This is a genomic window from Aeromonas sp. BIGb0405 (assembly GCF_024807335.1).
Taxonomy (GTDB): Bacteria; Pseudomonadota; Gammaproteobacteria; order Enterobacterales; family Aeromonadaceae; genus Aeromonas; species Aeromonas rivuli.
Genome location: NZ_JANUEP010000001.1, coordinates 1 through 20,260, shown reverse-complemented (window position 1 = coordinate 20,260; position 20,260 = coordinate 1). Strand labels below are relative to the sequence as shown.

At 62.5% G+C, this 20,260-nt stretch carries 22 protein-coding genes and 3 tRNA genes; 15 read left to right on the top strand and 10 right to left on the bottom strand.

The window, feature by feature from the left end; all coding sequences use genetic code 11:
• Positions 1–98 precede the first annotated feature (98 nt).
• Together mtgA and M2366_RS00120 are read right to left on the bottom strand one after the other, a co-directional pair.
• A complete protein-coding gene (mtgA, locus tag M2366_RS00125; RefSeq protein ID WP_224432815.1) occupies positions 99–782 on the bottom strand; it encodes a monofunctional biosynthetic peptidoglycan transglycosylase in 684 nt (227 codons plus the stop codon).
• A gap of 49 nt (positions 783–831) precedes the next feature.
• Positions 832–1,155: an HI1450 family dsDNA-mimic protein gene (locus M2366_RS00120; RefSeq protein ID WP_042042350.1), complete on the bottom strand. Its 324-nt coding sequence runs from the start codon at positions 1,153–1,155 to the stop codon at positions 832–834.
• Between the two features lie 228 nt (positions 1,156–1,383).
• Between M2366_RS00120 and pdxY the strand changes: the two genes are divergently transcribed.
• Positions 1,384–2,247 (top strand): pyridoxal kinase PdxY, encoded by an 864-nt coding sequence (pdxY, locus tag M2366_RS00115; protein WP_259268660.1) that lies wholly within the window; start codon positions 1,384–1,386, stop codon positions 2,245–2,247.
• 65 nt (positions 2,248–2,312) lie between these two features.
• Here the strand turns inward: pdxY and M2366_RS00110 are convergent, their stop codons facing one another.
• From M2366_RS00110 to M2366_RS00100, 3 genes are all read right to left on the bottom strand, one after another.
• On the bottom strand, positions 2,313–2,654 hold the full coding sequence (locus M2366_RS00110) for an antibiotic biosynthesis monooxygenase (protein WP_259268659.1): 342 nt from the start codon (positions 2,652–2,654) through the stop codon (positions 2,313–2,315).
• A gap of 67 nt (positions 2,655–2,721) precedes the next feature.
• The gene (locus tag M2366_RS00105; RefSeq protein ID WP_259236602.1) at positions 2,722–3,312 is read right to left on the bottom strand and encodes an N-acetyltransferase; all 591 of its coding nucleotides are present in this window, start codon (positions 3,310–3,312) and stop codon (positions 2,722–2,724) included.
• Between the two features lie 211 nt (positions 3,313–3,523).
• The gene (locus tag M2366_RS00100; protein ID WP_259268658.1) at positions 3,524–3,922 is read right to left on the bottom strand and encodes an NUDIX domain-containing protein; all 399 of its coding nucleotides are present in this window, start codon (positions 3,920–3,922) and stop codon (positions 3,524–3,526) included.
• A 355-nt stretch (positions 3,923–4,277) separates the two neighbouring features.
• On the opposite strand from M2366_RS00100, the gene M2366_RS00095 reads away from it, so the two are divergent.
• The 4 genes from M2366_RS00095 (at position 4,278) to M2366_RS00080 (ending at position 6,638) form a co-directional block, all read left to right on the top strand.
• Positions 4,278–5,123, top strand: a complete 846-nt coding sequence (locus M2366_RS00095) for a DUF5718 family protein (protein WP_259268657.1) — start codon at positions 4,278–4,280, stop codon at positions 5,121–5,123.
• Between the two features lie 200 nt (positions 5,124–5,323).
• On the top strand, positions 5,324–5,656 hold the full coding sequence (locus M2366_RS00090; RefSeq protein ID WP_259268656.1) for a YnfA family protein: 333 nt from the start codon (positions 5,324–5,326) through the stop codon (positions 5,654–5,656).
• Positions 5,657–5,691: 35 nt separating this feature from the next.
• The gene (locus M2366_RS00085; RefSeq protein WP_259269093.1) at positions 5,692–6,153 is read left to right on the top strand and encodes a GNAT family N-acetyltransferase; all 462 of its coding nucleotides are present in this window, start codon (positions 5,692–5,694) and stop codon (positions 6,151–6,153) included.
• Positions 6,154–6,197: 44 nt separating this feature from the next.
• Positions 6,198–6,638 carry an acetyltransferase gene (locus M2366_RS00080; protein ID WP_259268655.1) on the top strand — a complete coding sequence of 147 codons (441 nt, stop codon included), beginning with the start codon at positions 6,198–6,200 and terminating at the stop codon, positions 6,636–6,638.
• Positions 6,639–6,869: 231 nt separating this feature from the next.
• Here the strand turns inward: M2366_RS00080 and M2366_RS00075 are convergent, their stop codons facing one another.
• A complete protein-coding gene (locus tag M2366_RS00075; protein ID WP_042042359.1) occupies positions 6,870–8,294 on the bottom strand; it encodes a DEAD/DEAH box helicase in 1,425 nt (474 codons plus the stop codon).
• 320 nt (positions 8,295–8,614) lie between these two features.
• Positions 8,615–9,091 carry a glutathione peroxidase gene (locus M2366_RS00070; protein ID WP_259268654.1) on the bottom strand — a complete coding sequence of 159 codons (477 nt, stop codon included), beginning with the start codon at positions 9,089–9,091 and terminating at the stop codon, positions 8,615–8,617.
• 193 nt (positions 9,092–9,284) lie between these two features.
• Between M2366_RS00070 and M2366_RS00065 the strand changes: the two genes are divergently transcribed.
• The gene (locus tag M2366_RS00065; RefSeq protein ID WP_224432824.1) at positions 9,285–9,893 is read left to right on the top strand and encodes a 2OG-Fe(II) oxygenase; all 609 of its coding nucleotides are present in this window, start codon (positions 9,285–9,287) and stop codon (positions 9,891–9,893) included.
• A gap of 228 nt (positions 9,894–10,121) precedes the next feature.
• The gene (locus M2366_RS00060; protein WP_259269092.1) at positions 10,122–11,111 is read left to right on the top strand and encodes a D-alanine--D-alanine ligase; all 990 of its coding nucleotides are present in this window, start codon (positions 10,122–10,124) and stop codon (positions 11,109–11,111) included.
• Positions 11,112–11,168: 57 nt separating this feature from the next.
• Here M2366_RS00060 and M2366_RS00055 read toward each other — a convergent pair whose 3' ends face one another.
• On the bottom strand, positions 11,169–11,603 hold the full coding sequence (locus M2366_RS00055; protein WP_042042363.1) for a VOC family protein: 435 nt from the start codon (positions 11,601–11,603) through the stop codon (positions 11,169–11,171).
• Between the two features lie 165 nt (positions 11,604–11,768).
• Between M2366_RS00055 and M2366_RS00050 the strand changes: the two genes are divergently transcribed.
• Together M2366_RS00050 and M2366_RS00045 are read left to right on the top strand one after the other, a co-directional pair.
• Entirely contained in the window at positions 11,769–12,542 is a 774-nt protein-coding gene (locus M2366_RS00050; RefSeq protein ID WP_259268653.1) for a tRNA-uridine aminocarboxypropyltransferase, read from the top strand.
• Between the two features lie 193 nt (positions 12,543–12,735).
• Positions 12,736–13,515: a TSUP family transporter gene (locus M2366_RS00045; RefSeq protein ID WP_224432826.1), complete on the top strand. Its 780-nt coding sequence runs from the start codon at positions 12,736–12,738 to the stop codon at positions 13,513–13,515.
• A gap of 133 nt (positions 13,516–13,648) precedes the next feature.
• Here M2366_RS00045 and M2366_RS00040 read toward each other — a convergent pair whose 3' ends face one another.
• Together M2366_RS00040 and M2366_RS00035 are read right to left on the bottom strand one after the other, a co-directional pair.
• Positions 13,649–14,497, bottom strand: coding sequence for a LysR family transcriptional regulator (locus M2366_RS00040; protein WP_224432827.1), 849 nt, complete (start codon positions 14,495–14,497; stop codon positions 13,649–13,651).
• Positions 14,498–14,563: 66 nt separating this feature from the next.
• Positions 14,564–15,454 (bottom strand): DMT family transporter, encoded by an 891-nt coding sequence (locus tag M2366_RS00035; protein ID WP_259269091.1) that lies wholly within the window; start codon positions 15,452–15,454, stop codon positions 14,564–14,566.
• 264 nt (positions 15,455–15,718) lie between these two features.
• On the opposite strand from M2366_RS00035, the gene M2366_RS00030 reads away from it, so the two are divergent.
• The 6 genes from M2366_RS00030 to M2366_RS00005 all read left to right on the top strand — a co-directional run bounded on the left by M2366_RS00030 (position 15,719) and on the right by M2366_RS00005 (position 20,258).
• A complete protein-coding gene (locus tag M2366_RS00030; protein WP_259236593.1) occupies positions 15,719–16,600 on the top strand; it encodes a helix-turn-helix domain-containing protein in 882 nt (293 codons plus the stop codon).
• A gap of 265 nt (positions 16,601–16,865) precedes the next feature.
• Entirely contained in the window at positions 16,866–18,503 is a 1,638-nt protein-coding gene (locus M2366_RS00025) for an ATP-dependent endonuclease (RefSeq protein ID WP_259268652.1), read from the top strand.
• A gap of 264 nt (positions 18,504–18,767) precedes the next feature.
• Positions 18,768–19,490, top strand: a complete 723-nt coding sequence (locus M2366_RS00020; protein WP_259236591.1) for a hypothetical protein — start codon at positions 18,768–18,770, stop codon at positions 19,488–19,490.
• 363 nt (positions 19,491–19,853) lie between these two features.
• Positions 19,854–19,930: transfer RNA gene (locus M2366_RS00015), tRNA-Met, on the top strand.
• A 94-nt stretch (positions 19,931–20,024) separates the two neighbouring features.
• Positions 20,025–20,101: transfer RNA gene (locus M2366_RS00010), tRNA-Met, on the top strand.
• An 80-nt stretch (positions 20,102–20,181) separates the two neighbouring features.
• Positions 20,182–20,258 (top strand) — tRNA-Met (locus tag M2366_RS00005).
• The last annotated feature ends 2 nt before the right edge of the window (positions 20,259–20,260 follow it).

Genomic DNA, 20,260 nt, shown 5'->3' with positions numbered 1-20,260 from the left:
GTGGGTGGTCATCTGGGCCCCCCTGCCTTGGGGACACCTGGGCAAGAAGCGAAGAGCTGATGCCGCCCGGCATCAGCTCGGGCAGCTGACCATCGGTTCTACTCTATCCCGTGTATCCGATTGAGGGTTACTTGGCCCAACTGGCCCATCTGGCGCCGGATCCAGGCCGCCCGCTTGGCCACATAAGGGGAGGGGGGCGAGACGCGGTAGCGCCAGGGATTGGGCAGGGCCGCCGCCAGCAGGGATGCCTCATAGCGAGTCAGTCTTGCCGCAGGTTTATGGAAGTAGTGACGGGCCGCCGCCTCGGCGCCATAGATGCCGGGGCCGAACTCGACGATGTTGAGATAGACCTCGAGGATCCGGGACTTGTTCCAGCCCAGCTCCATCAGGAGGGTGAACCAGGCCTCTCCCCCCTTGCGCACAAAGCTGCGATCGCTCCACATGAAGAGATTTTTGGCGGTCTGCTGGCTGAGGGTGCTGGCGCCGCGCACCCGCCCCCCCTGTTCGTTGTGTTGCCAGGCCGAGCTGATGGCCGCCATGTCGAAACCGTTGTGATCCGGGAAGTGCTGATCCTCGGCCGCCACCACCGCCAGTTGCAACTGGGGCGAGATGGCATCGAGCGCCACCCAGTCATGTTCCACCTGCTTGATGGGGGCCGGGGGGGAGATGGCCCGTTCGATGCGCCAGCTCCAGATGGGGGGATCGATGAAGCGCAGCAGCGCGACCATCACCACCGACAGCAGCAGCGCGCCGACCAGAATGCGCCACAGCCAGCTCAGCATGGTGTCAGCTCGGCATGGCACCGGCAACGGAGAGGGGCGACCGGCATGGTTAGTCGGGCAACCACTCGATGTGGCAGAATTTCTCGTCCACGGCACGGGCAATCAGCATGCGGGCGAACAGGTGCTCGACCTCTTGCTCGCTATTTTCCAGGCCGACCCAGATCTCGGCGTAGTCGGCATCCGTCACCTCAAAACCCACATCCGCATCCCAGTCATCACCCGGTTCGGCTTCGGCCAGCAGGCCACGATCGTTGTAGGCCTGGTTGAACAGGGCTATCTCGTGCTCGGGCAGGTTGTCTGAGGCGAGCTCCATAAAGAGTTCGAGGGCGGTATTGAGCAGGGTTTCGACGCTGTGCTGCAAGGGTGTGGACATATGAGTTCCGGTTGATGGCTGATAAGGGGCGGCCAGGCCGCGGGCGTCATTAAACCACAGAGTCGACCCCTCATAAATAGTCAGCCCGCGATATGCCTTGCCCGTCGGCTGTTGCCCCTTGCTGCCCGATCTTGTCGCCAGATGCGGCGAAGGGGACGGGGGCTGGCCGTCACCGGCCTTCATCCGTTATATTGCGCGCTCCTCTATTTTCTGCCTTCGAGCCTTGCCATGAAACGAATTCTCTCCATCCAGTCCCATGTGGTGTTTGGCTGCGCCGGTAACAGCGCCGCCGTCTTCCCGATGCGCCGCCTCGGCATGGAAGTGTGGCCGGTCAATACGGTGCAATTTTCCAATCATACCCAATACCAGGCAGGCTGGCAGGGCATGGCGTTGCCAGCGGGCCATATCCGAGCCCTCGGGGAAGGATTGGCCAATATCGAGGTACTGGCTCAGTGCGACGCCGTGCTGAGCGGCTACCTGGGCTCGGCCGAGCAGGGGGACGAGATCCTCGCGGTGGTGGCGGCGGTCAAGGAGGCCAACCCGCAAGCACTCTATTTCTGCGATCCCGTGATGGGTCACCCTGAGAAGGGGTGCATCGTCGCCCCCGGTGTCACCGATTTTCTCACTCACAAGGCACTGGCGATGGCGGACATGCTGGCGCCCAACTTGCTGGAGCTGGAGACCCTGTGCAGTCTGCATATCGACTCTCTGGCGGGGGCGCGCGCCGCGGCCCACAGCCTGCTGGACAAAGGGGTCCGTCTGGTGCTGGTCAAACACCTGGGCCGGGCGGCCAGCGAGCCGGGACGCTTCGAGATGCTGCTCTGTACCCCGGCGGGGGATCACCTGATCCATCGCCCCCTCTATGATTTCCCCCGCCAGCCGGTCGGCGTCGGCGATCTGATCAGCGCCTTGATGTTGGCCAACCTGCTGGCCGGTCACGATGCCGTCAGCGCCTTCGAGCGTACCAATGCCGCCGTCGATGCCGTCCTGCTGCACACCTGGCAGCAGGGGGCCTATGAGTTGCAGCTCATTGCGGCGCAGGCCGCCTTCGCCGATCCCGAGATAAGGGTGCGGGCCGGATCGCTGGGGTGAGTCTGCGTCCTTGAACGGGGTGCAGAGCCCTCTTGCGTAGGCTGGCCTTAGCAACCCTGTCCGATTCAGGATGCCTGCTCGCGCCCCGGATAGAGCAGGGGCTGGCCCGGGGCCTGGGCCATGACCCCCTGGTAATGGAGCACGCTCGGGAAGGGGTGATAGAAGTGATGCAGCAGGGTCTTCCACTGCTGGTATTGCGGCGAGGTGCGAAAGCCCTCGGTGTGATCTTCAAGTCTCTGCCATTGCACCAGCAGCAGGTAGTGGTTGCCCTGCTCCATGCAGACTTGCAACTGGTGACCCAGATAGCCCGGCATGGCGCTGATGAGGGCGCTGGCCTCGGCGAAGGCGGCCTCGAACTCGGCCTCCTGGCCCGGGATGATGGTGAGTGGGGCGACTTCCAGTATCATCTTGACTCCTTCAATGGGGGAGCTTGCGCCAGCCTTAGCGGGCTGGCGCAAGGGGTGCGTGCCAGGCTCAGTCCAGTGACAGCCGTTTGTAGAAAAATTGTGTCGCGGCCAGGCTGCCATCGCCATTGATGGCGAAATCGGGGATCTGCCCCGCGGCCTGATATCCGAGTCGCTGATAAAGATGGGAAGCGACATCACCGACCCGGGTGTCGAGCACCAGCAGGCGGCGCTGTGCCTGGATGGCGCCCTGCTCCATGACGCCCATCAAGGCGCGCGCCAGGCCATGCCCCCGGGCGCCAGGGGCCACCATCAGCTTCTCTACCTCGGCCCTGTGGCTGCCATTGGCCTTGCCACAGAGCGAGAGTTGCACGCTGCCAAGCAGCGCGCCCCCTTGCTGAGCCGGGGCCAGCGCCAACCAGAGTCGGCGATCTCCCCTTTGCAGCCCCTGCTCGACCCCTTGCCAGTAGGCCCTGGCCTCGGCGAGGCTGATGGGCGGCAAGAAGCCGATGGAGGCACCATCCTGAACGACCTCCTGCAGCAGTCGGGCGAGAGGCAGTTCATGTTCGGCCAGGTGAGTCAGATGCAGCAATTGCCAGGGGGCGGCATGGGCAGCATCCATGGACTCAACAGCGCCAGCCGGGTCAGACAGTGAGGGCATCCGTGCAATCCTCTATTTAGTGCACGCCATGGGTGCAATCATTCATCGGGAAATGACGTCGGCGGTGACGCGGTCAACGGCGCGGCACCGCCTCCGTCAGGGGCGGTATGTCGCCGTCATCGGGATGGACGGCCCAAGGCTCCTTATAACAAGTTGATATCGATACTGTCGAGCATCGCTCACCCTGATGCATGCACTGTGAAGAGCGGGCTCAGTCGATCAGATCCTGCTCGTGCAGCCAGTTCACCACCAACAGGGCGGGGGCGGAGAGACGTTCCTTGTCCTGGCTCCCCAACCAGGCCAGCTCGGCGATTTCAGCGGCCGGGGTGGGAATGCCCTGGCCCTCGCCAAAGAAGCAGCGCAGCCGCACCATGACGCCATCAGCCTTGCCATCGGCCTGGGCCTGAAAATCACCCGCCAGGCGCAGGGTCGTGGGGGCGAGCCGAACGCTCAGCTCTTCGGTGATTTCACGCAGCAGGGCGGCTTCGTCACTCTCGCCGGGATCGCGTTTACCGCCCGGAATATAGAAGAGGCGCTTGCCATGAGAGCGTACGCACAGCAAGCGGCGTTCTTGAATCGTTAGCCAGGCCAGCTTGTCTATCTGAGTCATGGTCTTCTCCTCTTGAGTCATGATGTCCGGGCAGGGCGTGCCTGCGCGGGTTTTCTGCCCGCCGGGCTAGGATGCCTTCGCGGTGGCAGGGGATGGCGGGCAGCCTAACAAAGTTGGCGCACTCGCCCAAGGGGCATGCCGGGCCGGGTTGGAAACTGAGTGTTTCCGGGCATGGAGGATGCTTTGCCGCGAGACGCCGTCAGAGGGCGCCCAAAAGTTCGCCCTGGCGCACAGGATGGCGCGCCGGGGCTGGGCGGGACTCGGCTGCTGTGTTTTAATTCCTGCCACTTTAGCGGTAGTTACCCGGCGCCATAGGCGCGAATTTCCCGGGTGCGACAAAAGAGGATGTAGAGAGATGCGAGTCACAGCACAACGCAATTTTATCGGACTCGGGGTGGCGGGCAACTTCGCCGGTCATCTGGAGCAGGCGGGCGAGGCGGCGGACTTTGTTGCCGTGCAGGTGGTGGACAAGGTGGCCCCCAAGGCGCTGTTCCCCTTCTATGTGCCGTCCCATCCGGGCCAGCTCGGCGTCTTCCCGTTAAGTGAAGCGGCCATCTTCCTGCCAGAGGCGGCGGTGAGCGGCGACGAAAAGGTGCAGATAGAGCCGGAAGTGGCGCTCTGGTGCGAGCTGGAATATGCGGGGGAGCAGGTGGTTGCCATCCATCCCAAGGCGTTTGGCGCCTATAACGACTGCTCCATCCGCCGTCCCAATGCCAAAAAAATCAGCGAGAAGAAGAACTGGGGCCCGGAGAGCAAGGGACTGGCCGCCCATTTGTTGCCCCTGTCCCATTTTGCCGCCGGCTGCGAGCTCGATGATTACCGCATCGCCTGCTATCTGGAGCGTGATGGCGAGCTGCATGGCTACGGGATAGACAGCGCGGCTGTGGATTACAGCTACTTCCATCAGCAATTGCTGGAGTGGGCCGTCGACAAGTTCAACCATCAGCAGGACGCAGGTCCGGCCGAGCACATCCAGGGGTTGATGGCCCAGGCGGGCAGGCCGCAACATGCCCTGATCAGCATAGGCGCCACCCGCTATACCCCGTTCGGCGAGACCCATTTCCTCCAACCCGGCGACACCTCCTGCGTGCTGGTCTACCCGGGTAGCCGCTACAGCGAAAGTGACATCCGCACCGCGATCCGCAGCCGCCAGTTCGGCCCTGATGTGTCGGCGCTGCTCCAGGCGGTCAAGACCCGCTGAGCCCCTCGGCCCTCTCCCTTCCCGGGAGAGGGCCCGATATGGCTGCCCCGCACTCAACCACCTGGCTATCCCTCAGGGCCTTGCCGCCATCTTGATGGCTCTTTCATGGGCCGAAATCAGAAGTCGATTGAAGCGCGCCGATATAACAGTATGATTTGCCAAGAGAAGCGCTCTTATCGGCAAGGATGATTGAACCGCACATGATTGAACTCAAAACCATGGCCCTGTTTCTGGTGACGGCGGTCGCCGAGATCCTCGGCTGCTACCTGCCCTATCTGTGGCTGACCCAGGGCAAGAGCATCTGGTTGCTGCTGCCCGCGGCCCTCAGTCTGGCCCTGTTTGCCTGGCTGTTGTCACTGCATCCGACCGCCGCCGGACGAGTTTATGCCGCCTATGGGGGCGTCTATATCTTCGTGGCCATCCTTTGGCTCTGGGCGGTGGATGGCATCAGGCCGACGCTGTGGGATCTGGTCGGTGCTGGGGTGGCCCTGGCAGGGATGGCCATCATCATGTTTGCCCCCAGATCCGCATAGGGCGCTGGGGAACATAGAAGATCAGGAGGGTTGCCATTGTGGTGATTAGAGAGTGCAAGGAAGAGGATCTGGCGGGCCTGCTCACTCTTTACGCCGAACTCAGGCCCAATGATCCCGTGCTGGCGCCGTCGGTGGCGAGGGAGGCGCTGAGGCGACTGCTGGCCGAGCCCGGAGTACAACTCCTGGTGGCCGAGGTGGAGGGCCAGCTGGCCGCCACCTGCCAGTTGGGGGTGATCCCCACCCTGACCAACGGCGGCAAACCCTTTGCCATCATAGAGCATGTGATCACCGCAGCGGCCTTTCGCCGCCAGGGCCTGAGCCAGCAGGTGATAGCCCGGGCGCTCGCCATCGCCTGGGAGATGGAGTGTTACAAGGTGATGCTGCTGTCGGGGGAGGGGCGTGAGGAGGCCCACCGACTCTATGAGAAGCTGGGCTTCAAGGCGGGTATCGAGAAGGGCTTTGTCATCAAGCGCACCGACGTCATGGCAGCTCGATAGGGGCCTGATGGGCCAGCCATAGAGATCCACAGGAGAACCGGCATATGAAGATTGAACCGGCAGAAAGCGGCGATCACATGACGCTTATCGCCATCTGGGAGGCCTCGGTGCGCGCCACCCATCACTTCCTGCAAGAGGAAGACATCGCCACCCTGAGGCCCCTTATCCTCGAACACTATTTCGATGCCGTGCGCCTCTATTGCGCCAGGCAGGATGGGGTTATCGTCGGCTTTATCGGGGTGGCTGAGGGCAACATCGAGATGCTCTTCATCGCCCCCGCGGCGAGAGGGAGCGGGGTCGGCCGCCAGCTGGTGGACCACGCTATCCATTGCCTGGGGGCGACCCGGGTGGGCGTCAACGAGCAGAATGCCCAGGCCCTCGGCTTCTATCAGCACCTGGGTTTCGGGGTGACGGGGCGCTCTCCCCTGGATGGCCAGGGCAAGCCCTATCCGCTGTTGCACATGGTGCTGACCGCCCAGGAGTGAAGGCGCCCTGAATGTGCCGCGACCAAAGGGGTGGGCACGCAGCCCAATCTCGATTTTGCCAACCGCGATGGGGCAGGGTCGGGCGTGGGCTTTGGCGAACAGTCGGAGCGGATGCTGGAGCGCTGCGAAACGGTCTTTTCGCAGGATAAATGGCATCAATAAAAAAACCGCACGAGTGCGGTTTTTTGTATTTCAGGCCTGGCGGTACAGGGTAGCCGCACAGAGGCTCTCTTACTCCTCGTTGGAGTTGTCCTGATAGCCATCGCGCTGGGTCTTGGGCAGGCGGCGCATCGGGGCGAAGCCGGTGTCTTCACCGCCACGCTCTTTCTGACGTGCCGGCGCCGCCGCTTTACTGCCAACTGCTTTGGGTTTCGGCTTGGTGGCGGGTTTTCCCCTGGCAGCAGGCTGCTCCTTGGCGGCTTTTTCTCTGGCCTTGACGTTGTGCTTGGCATTGACGTGGCCACCACGGTCGCGGTTTTGTATCGGCTTGTTACTGGGCAGGCTCTGGCGCGTCACTTTGCCGCTAGGCTCGTACCCTTCCTGAATTTCGCTCGGGATGCTTTGGCCTATCAAGGACTCTATGGCCTTGAGCTGATCCAGCTCATCCAGACTGACCAGGGAGATGGCTTCGCCACCCCGACCGGCCCGGCCGGTACGACCGATCCGGTGGATGTAATCCTCGGCCACTTGCGGCAGCTCGAAGTTGATCACGTGCGGCAGCAGATCGATGTCGAGACCGCGGGCGGCGATGTCGGTGGCAACCAGTACCCGCACCTTGCCCTCGCGAAAATCGGCAAGGGCCCGGTTGCGGGCGCCCTGGGTCTTGTCACCGTGGATGGCGACGGTATTGAGGCCGTCTTTGACCATCTGCTGGGCGAGGCGGTCGGCGATAAGCTTGGTGCGCACGAATACCAGCACTCTTTGCCAGTTGCCCCGGCCAATCATGTGGGAGAGCAGCTCGCGCTTGCGCTCACGATCCACCTTGATGACACGCTGGTTGACTTGTTCGGCGGTGCTGTTGCTCGGGCTCACCTCGATGAGGGTCGGGCTCTTGAGCAAGTCATCGGCCAGCGCCTTGATTTCGTCCGAGAAGGTGGCGGAGAACAGCAGGGTCTGCCGCTCTTCCGGCAGCGCCTTCATAATGCGGCGAATGTCGGTGATAAAGCCCATGTCGAGCATGCGATCCGCTTCATCCAGCACCAGCACTTCCAGCTCGGTCAGGGTGAGGGCGCGCTGGGTCAGCAGATCCAGCAGGCGACCGGGGGTGGCGACCAGAATGTCGACCCCGAGCTTGATGGCCTCGAGATTGGGTTTGATGCTGACGCCACCGTAGGCTATCAAGGTCCGGAACGGCAGATGATTGGCGTACTTGATGATGCTCTCACCGACCTGGGCGGCCAGCTCGCGAGTCGGAGTCAGGATCAGGGCGCGGACCTGACGGCGTCCGCCACGGCCATGATTGGCCAGCAGACGGTGCAGCATGGGCAGGGTGAAACCAGCTGTCTTGCCGGTCCCGGTCTGGGCGCCGCCCAGCACATCCTGGCCTGCCAGAATGGCCGGAATAGCCTGTTGCTGGATAGGGGTTGGCTGTGCGTAACCCAACTCCTTGACGGCACGCAATATGTGCGGCGACAGGCCCAGTTCGTTAAATGACATCTTAGAGAGAGACTCCTGACATTGAGCATTGGCTCAGCTGGGATCGACGCGCGCCATTGGCGCCACCAACCCCGAAGAAACTGCGATAGCGGTGGCGTCGTGAGAGGAACCACCGGGAACACACATTGCGGTGGCACCTTGGGGCGCACCAGCCGATCAGCATGGGCGCATAATATAGCAGAGATCGCGGCCAAGGGCAGCCGCCATCGGTGACAAGACTCCTGACCCAGGAGTGTACGGGTGGGGCGTTGCGACTCAAAGTCTATCTGAGGCAACGCGCAGCGTGATAATGGGCGGTTAATGACTCGGGCTTAACGGGCTCAGAGCAGGGCTGCGATGTCGGTGGCCAGGGACTCCGGGGTTGTCTGGGGGGCATAGCGAGCCACCACCTGGCCATCACGGTTGATGAGAAACTTGGTGAAGTTCCATTTGACCGCCTCCGAACCCAGCAGACCCGGTTGCTCGGCCTTGAGCCAGCGATAGAGGGGGTGAGTGCGGGGACCATTGACCTCGCACTTGCTCATGATGGGGAAGCTGACCGGGTAATCCAGCGTGCAGAAGCGGGCTATCTCGTCGGCCTCACCGGGTTCCTGGCCGCCAAACTGGTTGCAGGGAAAGCCGAGTATGGTCAACCCCAGGGGGGAAAACTGACGATAGAGGGCTTCCAGGCCGGTGTATTGGGGCGTAAAACCGCAGCGGCTGGCGACGTTGACCACCAGGATCACCCTATTTTGCAACTCGCGCTGGGGGTATTCGCTGCCATCGAGGCGGGTGAGTGTTAGCTTGCTCAGGGTCATATTGATGCTCGTCGTCTGTGGTTAATCGCCCAGGATCCTGAGGCAACGCTAGCTGAGCCGGTGGTGCAGAGCAAGGGGGGCGGCTGAAAGGGCCTTCATATTGATGCTGAGGCTCGTATCGAGTTGCAATCCGGTTTGTGAGCCGCCCCAAAAGCCGATAAAAAGCGCCACTGCTACTTTTTGAGCCTATCCCGTGGATTACAACGCCGTCATGGATGCCATTTACACCCAGGGTTGGGTGATAGTGGACGATTTTCTCTCCGCCGCTGAGGTGGATCTGCTGCGTGCCTGCCTGCCCGATGAGTGGCAACAGGCCGGCATTGGTCGTGAGGGGCAGCATCAGGGCAATCCCGAGATCCGCCGGGATCAGATCCACTGGTTGGATGGGGAGCTGGGGGCCCCGGTGGCGGCTTATCTGGCGCGCATGGAATCCTTGCGCATCGCAGCCAACCGCATGCTGATGCTGGGACTCTTTGATTACGAGGCCCATTTTGCCCGTTATCGACCCGGTGATTTCTACGCGACCCACAGGGATGCCTTCGCCGGGCGCTCCAACCGCCGCCTCACCTCCGTCTTCTATCTCAATAATGGCTGGCAGCCGGACGATGGCGGCGTGCTGCGCGTCTATGACGACAGTGAACAGCATCTGATGGATGTCTCTCCCAAGGGGGGGCGACTGGTGTTGTTTTTGTCCGAGGAGTTTCCCCACGAGGTGCTGGCCGCCCGTCAGGAGCGTTACAGCATCGCGGGATGGTTCAGGGTCAATGGTACCGCCCCTGGCCGGGTCGACCCGTCCCGTTGATCTCCGCCTTGCAGGGCCGCGTGGCCGCGGGCCTGAGGTTGACAGAAATTGGCGCTTTGTTGGCCAGTAGCGCGGCTTTGTGCCCGGTCTGAGCGTCCGGGCGCTGCCATCAGCTGACAAGGCGTATTCTTGCTTGCTACACTGGCCGCACTTGGCTTACGTCCGGTGGCTGGTTTCCTGTTCGCCGCCGAGGATGACGCGGCCGCTTCTCCCAAGGGATCCCAATCAATGAAGAAGATGCATGTCTTGCTGCTGTGCGGCGGCGGTGGCTCCGAGCACGAAGTCTCTCTGCGCAGTGCCAATTTCATCGAGCAACAACTCGGCCTCCTGCCCGGCGTCGACGTGACCCGGGTCGAGATGTTTGCCGATCGCTGGCTCAGCGCTGACGGCCGCGAGTGCAAGCTGGGGCTCGACAGGCTGCTCTCTTTTGACAGCGTGGCGCGACCGGTGGATTTCGTGGTGCCCTGTATCCACGGCTACCCGGGCGAGACCGGCGATCTGCAATCTTTCCTCGAGCTGGCCGGTCTGCCCTACCTGGGCTGCGATGCCGAGGCGAGCAAGCTCTGCTTCAACAAGATCAGCACCAAGCTGTGGCTCTCCGCCCTGGATATTCCCAACACCCCTTATCTGTTCCTGACCGAGCAGGATGAGACCAGCCTGAATGAGGCCAAAGCCGCTTTGGCCAACTGGGGCAGGGTCTTTATCAAGGCCGCTTGCCAAGGCTCCTCGGTGGGTTGCTACTCAGCCAGCAATGAAGCCGAACTGGTGCAGGGCATCAAGGACGCCTTCGGTTACTCCGAGCAGGTCCTGATCGAAAAAGCGGTCAAGCCCCGGGAGCTGGAAGTGGCCGTCTATCAGTACGGCGACGAGCTGGTGGCGACCTATCCGGGCGAGATCTGCGTGCCGACCGACAAGTTCTATACCTACGAAGAGAAGTACAGCAGCGCCAGCCACACCGAAACCGCCCTGCATGCCGAAGGGCTGACCCTGGCCCAGTCTGATGCCATCCAGGCCTATGCCCTCAAGGCGTTCCGTCAACTGAAACTGACCCATCTGTCGCGTATCGACTTCTTCCTGACCATCGATGGCGAGATCCTGCTCAACGAGATCAACACCTTCCCGGGCATGACTCCCATCTCCATGTTCCCGAAATTGCTGGAGCATCATGGCCACAGCTTTGCGCAGTTCCTCGAAGGCATAGTGCGCAAACCCGCATAGGGGCAGGGAGACACAACAAGCGAGGGGCCCCAGGGCCCCTCGCTTGTTGATGGCGGTTTATGTCTGTGAACACTCCCCGGCTGCCGGGGTAAACAGCCAGATATGCGCCCCTTGGGGGTCGGCTATCAGGGCCATGCGCCCGACGCTGGGGATATCCATGGCCGGAACCACCAGGCTACCGCCATGCTGGGTCACCCTGGCGACTCGGGCATCCACATCATCGACTGCGATGTAGGTCGCCCAATGAGGTGGCACCCCTTCCATCTGCGGATTGCCGCGAGTGGCCTGTACCCCGGCGATGGGCCGACCGTTGGCGACCAGCATGGGGTAATCAAACCCCTCCATCGCCGTCTGCTGCACCTGCCAGCCGAGCACCTCGGTATAGAAGCGGATCCCCGCCTCGCTATCGGGCACATAGAGTTCGTGCCAGGTAAAGGTACTGCCTTCGGCCAGGGCGTGCTCCCGGGCCTGGTCATTGCTTTGCTCCGTCATATTGCTCTCTCCTTTAGAGGTCACCCCCGAGTGGCGTGACCGTGCGGTGTTGAGTATAGAAAGGGTCTCCCTGTCTGCTGGCTTTATGGGAGGGGCCTTGCCGCCCAGGGACACCCTCGCTACAATTCCGCCCCTTTTTGTCCTCTTTTGTGCCGAGTCTCCTTCATGAAGCCAGTCCCCGATCATGCCGTCAATCGCCTGCGAACCTGGCGCAAGAGTATCTCTACCCGTCCTTTCCTGGCCCGGGGCGGGAGCGTGCCACGCTGCGAGGCCTGTCAATTGCGCCGGGACTGGTGCGCCTGTGACTGGCGTCCCGAGCTCAAGGCCGAGGCGGGTTTCTGCCTGTTGATGTATGACAGCGAGCCGATGAAACCCTCCAACACGGGCCGTCTCATCGCCGATGTCTTGCCTGACACCACCTGGGCCTTCCTCTGGTCGCGCACCGAGCCCCATCCCGCGTTGCTGGCGCTGCTCAGGGATCCCGAGTGGCAGCCTTATGTGGTGTTTCCGGCGAGCGAAAAGGCGCCAGCGCGCCTGACCGAGCAGGTACTGCCCACGCCCGGCAAGCGGCCGCTGTTTATCTTGCTCGATGGCACCTGGCCAGAGGCACGCAAGATGTTCAACAAGAGCCCCTATCTCGATGCGCTGCCTGTGCTGAGCGTGCGTCCAGAGAGCCTCTCCACCTATGGCATGAGGGTGGCCCCCAAGGAGCATCAGCTCTGCACCGCCGAGGTGGCGGCTTGTGTGCTGGAAGTCGCGGGGGAGGTGCAGGTCGGGCTTGGCCTGCAACTCTGGTTCAACCTGTTCAGCAGCCGCTACATGGCCGGGCGGGTCAATCGCTGGCCGGGGGAGGAGGATGCCGCCCTGCAGCAGGCGCTGCTCCCTTTCTTGAGTCCGATGGGGGAAAATGATGAAAATCGGGAATCAACCCCCGCTTGAGTCATGAGCGCTGGGATGATTCGACCCGAGAGGCGGCCAATGCCCGTCACATAAAAGATGAAAATAAGGAATTGATTGGCTGCCATTGTTTCGTTATGTGAATGAGTGAGCCGCGCTTAGGATAGGCGCAACCGGCTCCTGCACGCCTCCTCTTGGCAGGATAGGAGCCCTGTCTTGTCTGACTGAGGTGCAAATGGAGTTTGAGCTTACTACCCTGATCCTGCTGTTCGGCGTCGCCCTGGCCGCCGGTTTCATCGATGCCATCGCCGGGGGCGGCGGTCTGCTGACGGTGCCCGCCCTGCTGGCCACCGGCATGCCGCCCGCCCTGGTACTGGGCACCAACAAATTACAGAGCAGCTTCGGCTCCTTCTCCGCCACCTGGTTCTATGCCCGCCGGGGCTTGATTGAGTGGCATATCATCTGGCCCGCGGTCATTTTCACCTTTATCGGGGCGGCACTGGGCTCCCTGGCGGTGCAGACCATAGACGCCGCCATTCTGGAGCGGCTGCTCCCCTTCCTGCTGGTGGCCTTTGCCTGTTACTTCTACTTCTCCCCCAGGGTGAGCGATGCGGAAAGCAGCCGTCGTCTTACCCCCATGCTGTTTGCACTGCTGGTTGGCGGCGGGGTCGGTTTCTATGATGGCTTCTTTGGTCCGGGTACCGGCTCCTTCTTTGCCATCGGCTTCGTCGCCCTGGCGGGGTTTGGCATGGCGCGGGCCACCGCCCACACCAAGTTGCTCAATTTCACCTCCAACATCGCCTCGCTGATCTTCTTTGCCCTCGGTGGCAAGGTGGTGTGGAGCGTCGGCTTCTCCATGGCGCTTGGGCAGTTCATTGGCGCGCGATTTGGCTCCAAGCTGGTGCTGATCAAAGGGGTAAAGCTGATCAAACCCTTGCTGGTCACCATCTCCCTGCTGATGTCGGCCAAGCTTATCTGGAGCCAGTATCCCGCCCTGTTTAGCTGGCTGCACTGAGTCAGGTACAGGTCTGCGTCCCTTGACCCTCTTTTCGCTGGCACTGCGCCATCAGGAGGCCGCGCCTGCACGGGCGCGGCCTCTCATCTTTGCACTGTGGTCAGAACATGGGGCATTGATATAAAGGGCCTCATCAGCCGCTCAGGGGCCTTAGTTGGGCGAAGTGGCGAGTCAGGGCCTGGATCAGGCGGCTGGCTCTGTCTCGTTTCAGGCTGCTGGGCCGGTAAATGAGGTGGATGGGGCGACTGATGCCGGGCAGGGGGCGGGCTTGCTTGCCCTGCTCGCCGACCAGGGCCAGCAGCCCTTCGGGCAACATCACCGGCCCCATGCCCGCCTTGGCCAGCTCGATCAGCGCCAGATAGGAGTCGAGCTGCATGCGCGGCGCCAGCCCCAGCTCGGCCAGGGGGGCGACCAGATAGCGGTTGACCGGGTTGTCCAGATCCATGGTGAACAGGCTGGCAGCCGGGCCTCTCTCCTCCTCACTCCCCACCAGATAGAAGGGTTCATCCCTCAGCAGCTCGGCGTGCAAACCGTGTCCGGGGGGCAGGCGTCCGGCGCAGATCCCGAGCAGGGCCTCCCCGGCCCGCACCCGCGCCAGGATCACCGGGGTGTGGTGGGTGGAGATCAGCAAGTAGGGATCCTGGCGCAGGTAGTCGGCCATGAAGGGGGCCAGGTAGCCAGCCAGCAGGGTCTCGGAGCAGGCAACCGGCAGGGGATGGGCATCGGTGAGGGTCTGGCTGTCGGCCAGCAGTCCCTTCATCTCTGCCAGGGTGGGAGCGAGACGGGTCAGCAGCTCGTGCGCCTGGGGAGTGAGCCTGATCTGGCGGCCATCGGGTTCGATCAACTTCTTGCCGAGCCGCTGTTCCAGCTGGCTGATGCGCTTGCTGACCGCCGACTGGCTGATATAGAGGCGGCTGGCCACCTTGCCCATGGTGCCCTCCGTGGCCAGCAAAAACAGGGTATCGAGCCCTTCCAGTAACATAGTGTCGTGCCTCCCGAACATGTCCGGCCCCCACCTTAGGGGCTTGTGGGACGAGAGGCAAGGGGGTCAGACCGGTTGGGGTTTCAGGCGCCTGGGCAATCCGAAGATCACCAGATTGCCGAGCAGGCAGACCGCCATGCCGACCATGGAGACCGGTTGCCAGACAAAGCCCTCATACAGGGTGGAGAGACCCAGGGCCACCAGGGGAAAGAGCACGGTGGCATAGGCCGCCTTGCTGGCCCCGATCCGCCCGACCAGGGTCAGATAGGCGGTAAAGGCGATCACCGAGCCGAACAGCGCCAGATAGAGCAGGGCCCCCCAGTAACGGGTGCCGGTCGGCCAGACCAGCTCTTGACCCAGCAGTTGCACCCAGCCCAGCAGCAGTATGACCCCGTACAACATGCCCCAGGGCACCATCTGCAACACGGTAAAACCCTGGCGCTGACCCCGGGCCGAGACCAGATTGCCGAGGGAGAAGCAGAGGGTTCCGGCGCAGGCGAAGGCGAGCCCCTTCCAGGCCTGGGCGCCCAGATCGCTCGATATCAGGCTGGGCCAGAACAGCAGCAGGGTGCCGGCCAGTCCCATCACTGAGCCCTGCAGCCATTGACGGCTGGGTTTTTGTTTCTCGAACAGCCAGAGGTTGAGGCCGTTGAAGATGCTGGCACAGGCGAACACCACCGCCGAGAGGCCGCTGGGGATGTATTGGGTGGCGTGATAGAAGCAGAGGAAGTTGGTGGAAAAGAGCAGGGCGCCGAGCAGGGCGGCATAGCCCTGGCCTTGTCTTGGCAGACGGGGAAACTTGCCGCTCAGGGTGAGCAGGGCAAAGAGTGCCAGGGCCGCCAGGGCGAAGCGATAGAGCACCGAGACCTCGATGGGGATGGGGCCGAGTTGCCAGGCGATGGCAATCCAGGTGCTGCCCCAGATGAGCACGGTGGCGAGATAGAGGGTCAGATTCATCATGGTGATCCTTAGAAAGGCGACGGCAATGGGTAAAAGGAGGAGCTCGGCTCTCTCACTCTGGTCTTAGCATGGCCTGCCCTGGCCCGTGCCGGGTTACAGGATCTTGCGGTTATTTTGCCAAGGGGCGCCCCGGTGGCTGCCATCTGCCGGAGAGGGCGGGTAGACTGGACACTCACCGGTCAGCGAAGGGCTGCCCGAGGAACCCTGTGGCGCCAGCTGGCTAGCCCCGGGTTCAGAGATCTTCAGGATGAGAGAGGCGACATGGCTGCAGGGGTATTCGATGCATTGGTCAGCACGGGGGCGCGGCTCGAGGCCCACCACTGGCTGGAGCCAGGGCTCGGGCTGGCCAGCTGGCGCAACTGCTTCGATCAGACGCGCTACCACAGACCCGGCCATCACACCCTGAGCGTCTATCTGCAAGGGGGTGAGCAGACGGAGCGGCTCGATGGCCCTGGGGGCCATGGCGGCGTCGGCAAGATTTGCCTGATGCCGGATCACCACAGATCCGAGTGGCTGGTGCGCGAGGAGTTTCGCTTCTTTCATCTCTATTTCAGCCCGGCACACCTGACGCGGATCGCCGAGGAGGTCTGCGATCGGGAGGGCCGCCATCTGCAGCTCGATGACAAGACCTTCATCGACGATGCCGTCTTGATGAGGCTGGCCAACCAGCTTCAGCACCTGGACTGGCAGGAGGCGGGCAATCGGCTGGCCCTTGGCGAGATCTGCAATCAACTGCTGCTGCATACCTTTAGTCATCACACCCAGGAGGCGCCCGCGCTGGTGCTGCCCAAGGGGGGATTGGCGCCAGCAGTGGCGCGGCGGGTGTGTGATTACATGGCCGGGCGTCTTGCGCAGCCCATCTTGCTTGGCGAACTGGCGGCCGAGGCCAGCCTGAGCGAATTCCACTTCAGCCGCATGTTCGCCCAAACCTTGGGTACCTCTCCCCATCGTTATCTGCAGGGGCTGCGATTGCGCCGTGCCAAGCAGCTCTTGCTGGCCGGGGCCTCCCTGGGGGAGGTGGCGAGCCAATGTGGTTTCTCGTCTGCGGCCCACCTGGGTAACCGCTTTCGTGATGATTTTGGTTTGAGTCCGGGGCAGTGGCGCAGTCGCTTGTCATCGGATTGTCATGCTGGGTGGAGATAGTGGCGGCGCGCCCATCAACCCGTGCGCCACCGCCATGATCCCATCTCATAAGAAGGAAGCCTCTTGAAACAAAGCAAACGTCAGGCTCGCAGCCGCCACCTCTGGTTCAGTCACTGGAACGCCCCTCGCTGGTCCCTGCCTCTCCCCTGTGTCCCCGAACCCGAAGTGCCTCACAGTTCTCGTTGAAATCTCCCCCCTGCCATAGGCAGTGGCCGGCAAGTTTGCCACTATGACTCCCAGACGTTGATTGCTGTCATGGGGCGCTATGTTTCTGGAACGTATCGAGATAAAAGGCTTTCGCGGGATAAACCGCCTCTCGCTCAGCCTGGATAACACCACTGTGCTCATCGGTGAGAACGCCTGGGGGAAATCGAGCCTGCTGCGGGCACTCTGGTGTCTGCTGGGCCAGGAAGCCGAGCCCTATCAGTTCAATGCCGATGACTTCCACAGACCCGAAGATCCCGAGCTGGCCTCGGCGCGCAGCCTGCAACTGGTGCTCACCTTCAGCGAATACCGACCGGAGATGTGCCTGCGTTCCCAGCGCCTTGCCCGTCTCGCCCCGGTCTGGATGTCTCACAAAGACAAGTTCCATCGCATCCACTATCGAGCCAGCGCCGAGTTGCACGATGATGGCAGCGTGTTGAGTCGCCATGACTTTCTCGATGGCATCGGCAAGGTGCTGGAGGGGGTGGAGAGCGGGCCTCTGGTCACTCTGCTCATCACCATGAACCCGGTGTTTCGGCTGCGCGACGCCCGCAGCGCCCAGCTCGGCCAGGAGGCCCAGCCCTGGCCCGAGCCCAGCGAGCATCACCTCGGCAAGCTGATGGAGAAGATGGGGGATGAGCCTTCACGCATCGGTGAAGAGGAACTCAAGGAGGCGCTCAGCGCCGTGCGCCAGCTGACGGATCACTACTTCAAGGCCCTGGCCCCCATCAAATACAAGCCGCGCAGCCAGCGGGAGATCATCAACAGGCCCATGACACTGCGCAACCCCGGCAACCTGCAGAGCCTGTTGCGTAGCGCCGACAACCGGGCACTGCAACTGGCCATGGCGGGCATGGCGGGGGCCCTGCTCAATGCGCGCGGCAATCGGGAGCTGGAGCAAGGGGCCAGGCCCATCATGATCGTGGAGGATCCGGAGAGCCGGCTCCATCCCACCATGCTCTCCCTGGCCTGGGGGCTGCTTGAGCAACTGCCGGCGCAGAAACTGCTCACCACCAACTCCGGCGATCTGCTCTCCTCCTTGCCCTTGAATCAGGTGCGCCGTCTGGTGCGCCGCCAGCAGGACATCCTCTGCCATCAACTCGGGGGGGAGCGCTACAGCAGCGACGATCTGCGCAAGATCGCCTTTCATGTGCGCATCAACAGACCCATGTCGCTGTTTGCCCGCTGCTGGTTGCTGGTGGAGGGGGAGACCGAGATCTGGCTGCTGTCAGAGCTGGCCCAGCTCTGCGGCTACAGCCTGCGGGCCGAAGGGGTGCGCATCATCGAGTTTGCCCAGTGCGGCCAGGCGCCCCTCATCAAGGTGGCCCGGGACTTTGGCATAGAGTGGCACCTGCTCACCGACGGCGACGAGGCCGGGATGAAGTACGCCAGCTCGGCCCGATCCCTGCTCAAGGGGGAGCGGGAACAGGATCGTCTGACGCAGCTGCCTGCCGCCGACATCGAGCACTACCTCTATCACAACGGCTTCGAGGCGGTGTTTCGGCGCGAAGCCGGGGTGGGGGGGCGATCCTCACTCAGCGCCAGCCGCATCATCAACAAGGCGATACACCATCGCAGCAAGCCCGGCATGGCATTGGCCGTGGTGGAGGAGGCTGAGCGTCTGGGCCCAGGTCATATCCCCGTGGTGATCCGCCAGCTGTTCAAGGGGTTAGTGGCCAAGGCGAGGGGCCAGGGCTGACCTCCGATGCCTTTGTGGCAATTCCCCGGACGTTCAAGGGGTTAGTGGCCCAGGCGAGGGGCCAGGGCTGACTCCCGATGCCTTTGTGGCAATTCACCGGGCGTTCAAGGGGTTAGTGGCCCAGGCGAGGGGCCAGGGCTGACTCCCGATGCCTTTGTGGTAATTCCCCGGGCGTTCAAGGGGCTGGTGGCTCCGGCGAGGGCCAGGCGTTTGGTTCCGCTTTGAGTTTGGGTATACTCGCCCCCTTCATCACAGGAGGCGTTCATGTTATCCCAATTACCCCTATGGCTTTATCCCCTGAGTGGCCTGATGGCACTCGGGGCCCTCGCTTGGCTGGCACTGGTGTTGTGGCGCGGGGATCTCTGCCCGGGTCAACGCTCGCGTATCCTCCAGCAGAGCTTCTCGGTCTGGGTCATCAGTGGCCTCTCGGTGATGCTGGCGGTGGAGGCGAAGGCGCCCCAGTGGCAAGTCTGGCTCGGTGGGGCGGCCCTGATACTGGGCATCGGCGTCTCCTTGCTGCAATCGCGACTGGAGGGCAAACGCGCCATCCCCGCCACCTGGCTATTGCTGCCCGCCTTGCCCCTGAGCCTCTATGGACTGGGACTGCTGGCTGCGACTGGCTGGGTGAGTGGTCTGTTGCAGATGGTGCTGCTGGGCGCCGCCTTCGCTCACCTGATGCTGCTGCGAGCCCGCCACCGGTTGCAGGCGTTCAACACCTTGTTGCCCATGGTGGGGCTGGGGACGGCGATTGCCAGCCTGCTCTGGTTTGTGGCCCTGATGTTGATGAGTCAGCCGAGTGACGCCGTGCTGAGCGCGCTGTTGCCCTGGATCCTGACTCAGACCCTGCTGCTTGTCGCCACCTTGCTGCTCTGGTTCAGCCCTGTCTATCTGCGGCGCGAGACCGCCCCCGTGGTGCTATCGACCACCCTGTGCGGCCTGCTGATCGCCGAGATAGCCGCCACTGGCGCCTTGCAGATGCTGAACTGAGACCGCTTATTGCATTGAGACGGCGGAGCCTGGCTATCAGGCAGGCTGGGCTCCCCTGTCGACCAGCAGGGGCTTGTTGCCCTGACGGGAGGGTCACTGTGGCGCGCCAAGGAGATCGACGGCGTCGACCCTGGGGAAAATAAGCCGTTTGTGAGCCAGAGCGGGCACCCCAATGGCAGCTGAGCTTGCCTGCCTTGAGGGGGGCGGGTGAGGTTTCAGAGGCAAGGGCTTGTTTCATCGCATAAAAAGGCAGCATGGTGCTGGTAAAAGGGGCTGTTAGCGCCGCATTAATCTACACCTTCAACTTTATCAAGATTTTTGCTTGCAATATTTGCGCTGGCGCCTATTATTGGCGACCTCAGACGCGGGGTGGAGCAGCTCGGTAGCTCGTCGGGCTCATAACCCGAAGGTCGTTGGTTCAAATCCAGCCCCCGCAACCATCTGATACTCAAGGTGTTTATCGCTAGGCGAAGATGACTTGAGTGAAGCAATACCCAACCAGACAACTGCTCAGTCTTGTTGGCACAATTCGGACGCGGGGTGGAGCAGCTCGGTAGCTCGTCGGGCTCATAACCCGAAGGTCGTTGGTTCAAATCCAGCCCCCGCAACCACATTCAGTCTTGCTGTTCAGTTATGAACATCAAGGCGCACCCAAGCTGGCAACTGCTCTGCCAGCTTGGGACAATTCGGACGCGGGGTGGAGCAGCTCGGTAGCTCGTCGGGCTCATAACCCGAAGGTCGTTGGTTCAAATCCAGCCCCCGCAACCACA

Bases quoted from the DNA above. Each gene is read 5' to 3' on its own strand.
- mtgA (WP_224432815.1), bottom strand. From the start codon at position 782: ATGCTGAGCTGGCTGTGGCGCATTCTGGTCGGCGCGCTGCTGCTGTCG.
- M2366_RS00120 (WP_042042350.1), bottom strand. From the start codon at position 1,155: ATGTCCACACCCTTGCAGCACAGCGTCGAAACCCTGCTCAATACCGCC.
- pdxY (WP_259268660.1), top strand. From the start codon at position 1,384: ATGAAACGAATTCTCTCCATCCAGTCCCATGTGGTGTTTGGCTGCGCC.
- M2366_RS00110 (WP_259268659.1), bottom strand. From the start codon at position 2,654: ATGATACTGGAAGTCGCCCCACTCACCATCATCCCGGGCCAGGAGGCC.
- M2366_RS00105 (WP_259236602.1), bottom strand. From the start codon at position 3,312: ATGCCCTCACTGTCTGACCCGGCTGGCGCTGTTGAGTCCATGGATGCT.
- M2366_RS00100 (WP_259268658.1), bottom strand. From the start codon at position 3,922: ATGACTCAGATAGACAAGCTGGCCTGGCTAACGATTCAAGAACGCCGC.
- M2366_RS00095 (WP_259268657.1), top strand. From the start codon at position 4,278: ATGCGAGTCACAGCACAACGCAATTTTATCGGACTCGGGGTGGCGGGC.
- M2366_RS00090 (WP_259268656.1), top strand. From the start codon at position 5,324: ATGATTGAACTCAAAACCATGGCCCTGTTTCTGGTGACGGCGGTCGCC.
- M2366_RS00080 (WP_259268655.1), top strand. From the start codon at position 6,198: ATGAAGATTGAACCGGCAGAAAGCGGCGATCACATGACGCTTATCGCC.
- M2366_RS00075 (WP_042042359.1), bottom strand. From the start codon at position 8,294: ATGTCATTTAACGAACTGGGCCTGTCGCCGCACATATTGCGTGCCGTC.
- M2366_RS00070 (WP_259268654.1), bottom strand. From the start codon at position 9,091: ATGACCCTGAGCAAGCTAACACTCACCCGCCTCGATGGCAGCGAATAC.
- M2366_RS00060 (WP_259269092.1), top strand. From the start codon at position 10,122: ATGAAGAAGATGCATGTCTTGCTGCTGTGCGGCGGCGGTGGCTCCGAG.
- M2366_RS00055 (WP_042042363.1), bottom strand. From the start codon at position 11,603: ATGACGGAGCAAAGCAATGACCAGGCCCGGGAGCACGCCCTGGCCGAA.
- M2366_RS00050 (WP_259268653.1), top strand. From the start codon at position 11,769: ATGAAGCCAGTCCCCGATCATGCCGTCAATCGCCTGCGAACCTGGCGC.
- M2366_RS00045 (WP_224432826.1), top strand. From the start codon at position 12,736: ATGGAGTTTGAGCTTACTACCCTGATCCTGCTGTTCGGCGTCGCCCTG.
- M2366_RS00040 (WP_224432827.1), bottom strand. From the start codon at position 14,497: ATGTTACTGGAAGGGCTCGATACCCTGTTTTTGCTGGCCACGGAGGGC.
- M2366_RS00035 (WP_259269091.1), bottom strand. From the start codon at position 15,454: ATGAATCTGACCCTCTATCTCGCCACCGTGCTCATCTGGGGCAGCACC.
- M2366_RS00030 (WP_259236593.1), top strand. From the start codon at position 15,719: ATGGCTGCAGGGGTATTCGATGCATTGGTCAGCACGGGGGCGCGGCTC.
- M2366_RS00025 (WP_259268652.1), top strand. From the start codon at position 16,866: ATGTTTCTGGAACGTATCGAGATAAAAGGCTTTCGCGGGATAAACCGC.
- M2366_RS00020 (WP_259236591.1), top strand. From the start codon at position 18,768: ATGTTATCCCAATTACCCCTATGGCTTTATCCCCTGAGTGGCCTGATG.